Consider the following 4929-nt stretch of genomic DNA (forward strand, 5'->3'; position numbering starts at 1 on the left):
AAAAGACGCCGGACACCGGGTGATCCGCTGCGCTTCTGACGGAAAAGACACGGAAGACATTTTTGACCGGGTCATCATTGCAACAGGTGAACTCTGGCAACCCCGCCGGCCCCCCCTGCCAGGTGAGGAAAACTTCTCCGGAACGTTGATCACGTCGAGAGATTATCAGGAGCCAGAGGCATTTAAAGGAAAAAATATCCTCATCATTGGCGGCGGTGTCAGCGGTGCGGATATTGCCTCAGACCTTGTTCCCTTTGCCAGAAGCGTAAGTCTGTCCGTCAAAAAGATGGGACTTTATCTGCCGAGACAATTCCCGACTGGCCCGAATGACATGATGCACTCCTATCTGGGCAGGTGTCTGCTGAGCCAAATGAATTATGAAGATTTTATCGGTTATCTCGACACCATGATGCCTGACTACATGCAGGCCTACCGAGCATCCAGTCTGTTGCCCGACATGGCGAACAATAACGCGGTGCATGTTAACGAAAAAATCATACCGAATGTGGCCGCCGGTCTGATAAAAGTTAAACCCCAGGCAGAGCGTTTCACCGGAGAAGGCGCTATTAAGTTCGTCGACGCATCTCAGGAAAAATATGATGTAATAATAACCTGTACAGGCTATGAAATGCCTGATTACTCGTTCATTCGTAAGCGTACAGCCTGAACCGTCTGGTCAGAATCTGACGAATTAGACAAAGTGGTGTCCACCAAATAAGTAGTGGGAACCAAAGTGTCAGATATGCAGAAAAATGTGACTCCCGGCAGGCGAAAAGGCTGCCCTAATTATCCTCCCGAATTTAAACAGCTGCTCGTTGCTGCCTCCTGTGAACCCGGGATATCCATCTCAAAACTTGCTCTTGAAAATGGCATTAACGCCAATCTGTTGTTCAAATGGCGACAACAATGGCGCGAGGGAAAGCTGCTATTACCTTCTTCAGAGAGCCCCCAGCTACTTCCTGTGACTCTCGATGCAGCTGCCGAACAGCCAGAATCGCTCGCAGAGGACCCGGAAACCCTCAGTATCAGCTGTGAGGTAACGTTCCGGCACGGGACGCTCCGCTTCAATGGCAATGTCAGCGAAAAGCTCCTGACTCTGCTGATACAGGAACTGAAGCGATGATCCCGTTACCTTCCGGGACCAAAATTTGGCTGGTTGCCGGTATCACCGATATGAGAAATAGCTTCAACGGCCTGGCTGCGAAAGTACAAACGGCGCTGAAAGACGATCCCATGTCCGGCCATATTTTCATTTTCCGGGGCCGCAGCGGCAGTCAGGTTAAACTGCTGTGGTCCACCGGTGACGGGCTGTGCCTCCTGACCAAACGGCTGGAGCGTGGGCGCTTCGCCTGGCCGTCAGCCCGTGATGGCAAAGTGTTCCTTACGCAGGCGCAGCTGGCGATGCTGCTGGAAGGTATCGACTGGCGACAGCCCAAGCGGCTGCTGACCTCCCTGACCATGCTGTAAATCTCTTTATCCTGGTTGTCACAGAATAAGCCCGGTAAAATACGGGCTTATGAACGACATCTCTTCTGACGACATCTTCCTGCTGAAACAGCGCCTGGCCGAACAGGAAGCGCTGATCCACGCCCTGCAGGAAAAGCTGAGCAACCGGGAGCGCGAAATAGACCATCTGCAGGCGCAGCTGGATAAACTCCGCCGGATGAACTTCGGCAGTCGTTCCGAAAAAGTCTCCCGCCGTATCGCACAAATGGAAGCCGATCTGAACCGGCTTCAGAAAGAGAGCGATACGCTGACTGGTAGGGTGTATGACCCGGCAGTACAGCGTCCGTTGCGTCAGACCCGCACCCGTAAGCCGTTCCCTGAATCACTACCCCGTGACGAAAAGCGACTGTTGCCTGCGGCGCCGTGCTGCCCGAACTGCGGCGGTTCACTGAGCTATCTGGGCGAGGATACCGCCGAACAGCTGGAGTTGATGCGTAGCGCCTTCCGGGTTATCCGGACGGTACGGGAAAAACATGCCTGTACTCAGTGCGATACCATCGTGCAGGCACCTGCACCTTCGCGGCCCATCGAGCGGGGTATCGCCGGACCGGGGCTGCTGGCCCGCGTGCTGACCTCGAAGTATGCAGAGCACACCCCGCTGTATCGCCAGTCAGAAATATACGGCCGGCAAGGTGTGGAGCTGAGCCGTTCACTGCTGTCGGGCTGGGTGGATGCATGCTGCCGGCTGCTGTCTCCGCTGGAAGAGGCGCTTCATGGCTATGTCATGACTGACGGCAAACTCCATGCCGATGATACCCCGGTCCAGGTACTGCTGCCGGGTAATAAGAAGACGAAGACCGGGCGGTTGTGGGCGTATGTTCGTGATGACCGCAATGCCGGGTCAGCGTTGGCACCTGCAGTGTGGTTCGCTTACAGCCCGGACAGAAAAAGCATCCATCCGCAGACTCATCTTGCTTGCTTCAGCGGTGTGCTGCAAGCGGATGCGTACGCCGGGTTCAACGAGCTGTATCGCAATGGTGGGATAACGGAAGCTGCCTGCTGGGCTCATGCCCGCCGAAAGATCCACGATGTGCACGTCCGCATCCCGTCAGCACTGACGGAAGAAGCCCTGGAGCAGATCGGTCAGTTGTACGCCATAGAGGCGGATATAAGGGGAATGCCGGCAGAGCAGCGGCTTGCTGAACGTCAGCGAAAAACGAAACCGCTGTTGAAATCCCTGGAAAGCTGGTTGCGTGAAAAGATGAAGACCCTGTTCTTCGGCTCTGGCCATGGTGGTGAGCGGGGAGCGCTACTGTACAGCCTGATCGGGACGTGCAAACTGAATGACGTGGATCCAGAAAGCTACCTTCGCCATGTGCTTGGCGTCATAGCAGACTGGCCGGTCAACCGGGTCAGCGAACTGCTTCCGTGGCGCATAGCACTGCCAGCTGAATAACACATCCCCGTCAATACGGCCCTCGCTGTACGCTTACTTTTGTTCGGACTGCTTATGGCCGTTTTCCACTGGTGGCGCAGGAAAGTTAACCGGCTGCCACCATGGGATGACGTGTAAACCGTGCAGGCATGTTTTCACGTGGTGACGCTTTCATTGGGGGTCTACGCCGGAACCCCAATATTGTTCACATACATGAATTTGAAAAACTAAGCGATACTGCTGTCCGTACCTTATAAACTTATTTCAACGCTTCCGGCAGCGTCACAATCCACAGTTCACTGTCAGACTCCGGTTTCTCCAGTGGCTTCACTCTGAGGGTCGTTTCAACCTGCTTGTCGTCAAGCGTCAGCTTTCCTTCCGCGTTCACCCGATAATCCTTGAATGTCTTGCCCTCGACCGGATGTTGCATCGCCACCTTCACGCCAAAGTCGTTATCGTTCGCCACCGCCAGCGTTTTGCTGTCGATCAGCGCCAACCCTTCAGCCTTCTCCTGCTGCCAGCCCAAGGAGCGCAGATCAACAACCTGCGTTTTCTGCGCAAGGGTAATGCCGCGCTGTGACAGGGTTTTCTCATCATCAAACTCCGGATACTCACCCGGCTTGTCGAAGCCTGACAGGTCGCTCGCCTTATTGAGATCGACCTCGTAAATCAGGTTACGCATTCTGTTGTTTTTATCTCTTCCCTGTTCGATCAGCAGGATGTGCTGGTTATCGAGCGCCACGATGTCTCCGATTTTAGCGTCGCTGTTTTTGCTGTAGGCCGCGCTGTCGATAGGATAACCGTACATCGCGGTTTTTCCGCTTGCCGGATCGAAGCTCACCAGACGCGTAAACAGCGCCTTTTTCTTGCTCTTAGCGTCGATATCCAGCGTACTTTGCACGGCGACAATAATACGCCCGTCCGGCATACGGGTGAGGCCTTCAAAGCCGCGGTTCGCCTGACGCCATTTGAGGATATTTGGCAAACCGCCCGCAATCGCTTTTTCCCCTTCCGCCGCCTGCGGACCGTGGATTGCCAGGATTTTCCCTTTACTGTCGATGTTAATCAGGAACGGGCCATACTCATCGCACAGCCAGTAACCTCCTTTACCATCCGGAGTGATCCCTTCCGTATCCAGCCCGCGATTATCCCCCTTCAGTCTATGTAACGTGTCGCTGAAGGCCACTTCATTGGTGGAGCCAATCACGTCGCTTGCCAGCGGCAGACCGTTGATCGCGCCTTTATCGTCATGCAGAGGACGGGGATCGATGGCCTCCGCTTTGCCGTTTTGTACACGAATCGTCATCAGCAGCGGCGCGAAATCTGGCGTAACGAAAATTTTAGTTTCGTTTTTCCCCTCTTTCGGTGAATCCGCGTTCGGACCGCGATCGGTAATGGTTGCGAATGTCAGGGCATCGCCCTGTTTACCGGTGAACAGCAGGCCAGAACCTATCCCAACCGGAAGGCCGTTCGGGAATGCACTGGCAAATGCGCCGGCGTAGTTCACGTGCGTGCCTTCTGGAAAACTGACGACATAGCGCTCAGCCGTAGGTTGTGCCGCCAGGGCAGAGAAAGAGAGCGTACAACCGATTAGCACGGGAATAATTTTTCTTTTCATATTGTTAGCATCCATAAAGTGAAGATCACACTACACCATAAAGAAGAAACGAGTCAGGAAAATGACATCGAATGGCAACATGCGCGGGCCTGAGGCCAAAGAAATGTAAAACACTGTTGTTATTTGTAACAACGGAAACATTTACGGAAATTATTTGTCTTTCTTCGTGATCAAAAATGCTGTGTCTTGTTGGATTGGAGTGATGAGGGCTGCGTTTAGGAAACGCCCTATATTGTACGGTTGCATTATCGCGGTAGGGGTAATGCACGTGTCAGTATGATGAGCTGACCACACTCACGTGGGTGGACTGGTATAACAATCGACGATTGCTGGAAAGGCAGGGCCATATCCCACCGGCAGAAGCAGAAAAAGCTTATTATGCTTCCATCGGAAACGATGATCTGGCAGCCTGAGTTCACAGATAAAACAC

5 protein-coding genes and 2 pseudogenes are annotated in these 4929 nt (G+C 53.7%); 6 read left to right on the top strand and 1 reads right to left on the bottom strand.

Annotated features, from left to right (window positions below; genetic code table 11):
* The 5 genes and pseudogenes from RTW80_RS22370 to RTW80_RS22390 all read left to right on the top strand — a co-directional run.
* Nucleotides 1-667: FAD-dependent oxidoreductase (locus RTW80_RS22370; RefSeq protein WP_312720241.1), on the top strand; the 667-nt coding region annotated here is incomplete at its 5' end.
* Between the two features lie 75 nt (nucleotides 668-742).
* Nucleotides 743-1123: an IS66-like element accessory protein TnpA gene (gene tnpA / locus RTW80_RS22375; protein ID WP_001171523.1), complete on the top strand. Its 381-nt coding sequence runs from the start codon at nucleotides 743-745 to the stop codon at nucleotides 1121-1123.
* Nucleotides 1120-1467, top strand: a complete 348-nt coding sequence (gene tnpB, locus RTW80_RS22380) for an IS66 family insertion sequence element accessory protein TnpB (RefSeq protein ID WP_000612632.1) — start codon at nucleotides 1120-1122, stop codon at nucleotides 1465-1467. The genes tnpA and tnpB overlap by 4 nt, the downstream gene beginning before the upstream one ends.
* Before the next feature lie 49 nt (nucleotides 1468-1516).
* Nucleotides 1517-2902, top strand: coding sequence for an IS66 family transposase (gene tnpC / locus RTW80_RS22385; RefSeq protein WP_175085904.1), 1386 nt, complete (start codon nucleotides 1517-1519; stop codon nucleotides 2900-2902).
* A gap of 39 nt (nucleotides 2903-2941) precedes the next feature.
* A pseudogene (locus RTW80_RS22390) lies at nucleotides 2942-3019 on the top strand (DUF6404 family protein); the annotation flags it as partial.
* A gap of 121 nt (nucleotides 3020-3140) precedes the next feature.
* Here RTW80_RS22390 and RTW80_RS22395 read toward each other — a convergent pair.
* Complete coding sequence (locus RTW80_RS22395; RefSeq protein ID WP_000823243.1) at nucleotides 3141-4499, bottom strand: esterase-like activity of phytase family protein; 1359 nt, start codon at nucleotides 4497-4499, stop codon at nucleotides 3141-3143.
* A gap of 281 nt (nucleotides 4500-4780) precedes the next feature.
* Here RTW80_RS22395 and RTW80_RS22400 point away from each other — a divergent pair.
* Nucleotides 4781-4912: pseudogene (locus RTW80_RS22400) on the top strand (IS3 family transposase); the annotation flags it as partial.
* Nucleotides 4913-4929: the final 17 nt, after the last annotated feature.

It is taken from the genome of Escherichia sp. AM3, from assembly GCF_032029835.1.
GTDB classification, from domain to species: Bacteria; Pseudomonadota; Gammaproteobacteria; order Enterobacterales; family Enterobacteriaceae; genus Escherichia; species Escherichia coli.

Coding starts and splice junctions, on each gene's coding strand:
- tnpA (WP_001171523.1), top strand. CDS start 743: ATGCAGAAAAATGTGACTCCCGGCAGGCGAAAAGGCTGCCCTAATTAT.
- tnpB (WP_000612632.1), top strand. CDS start 1,120: ATGATCCCGTTACCTTCCGGGACCAAAATTTGGCTGGTTGCCGGTATC.
- RTW80_RS22395 (WP_000823243.1), bottom strand. CDS start 4,499: ATGAAAAGAAAAATTATTCCCGTGCTAATCGGTTGTACGCTCTCTTTC.
- tnpC (WP_175085904.1), top strand. CDS start 1,517: ATGAACGACATCTCTTCTGACGACATCTTCCTGCTGAAACAGCGCCTG.